Here is a 581-nt window from a genome sequence, read left to right on the forward strand (position 1 = left end):
GAGTACACCTACGACACCCGGCTGCGCCTCACCCGGGTGACCGACCCCCAGGGCCTCACCTGGACCTATACGTACGACCCGGCGGGCCGCCCGCTCAGCGAGACCGACTTCGACGGCCGTACGTCCACCTACCGCCACGACGCCGCCGGCCGGCTCGTCTCCCGCACCAATGCCCTGGGCCAGACGGTCGTTTTCACCCGGGACGCCATGGGCCGGATCGTGCGCAAGGAGGCGGACGGCCGGGTCACCACCTTCGCCTGGGACCCGGCAGGACGGCTGGCCTCGGCCGAAGGCCCGGACGCCGGGCTCGTCTTCCACCGCGACCTGATGGGCCGGGTCAAGTCGGAGCTGTCCGGCGGGCGGGTCCTGGCGCACACCTACGACGCGCTGGGCCGGCCCGTCCGGCGCGTCACCCCCTCCGGTGCGCTGTCCTCCTTCTCGTACGACGCCGCGGGCCACCGCACCACCCTGAAGGCCGGCGGGCACACCATCGCCTCCGTGTACGACGAGGCCGGCCGCGAGACCTCCCGCCGCATCGGCGCCGGTGCCACGCTCGCGCAGGTCTGGGACCCGGCCGGCCG

At 74.5% G+C, this 581-nt stretch carries 1 pseudogene; it reads left to right on the forward strand.

What is annotated here, in order from left to right:
• Nucleotides 1-581 (forward strand): annotated as a pseudogene (locus PV419_RS53030) (type IV secretion protein Rhs); the annotation flags it as partial.

Source organism: Streptomyces sp. ME19-01-6 (assembly GCF_033793745.1).
Lineage (GTDB): Bacteria > Actinomycetota > Actinomycetes > Streptomycetales > Streptomycetaceae > Streptomyces.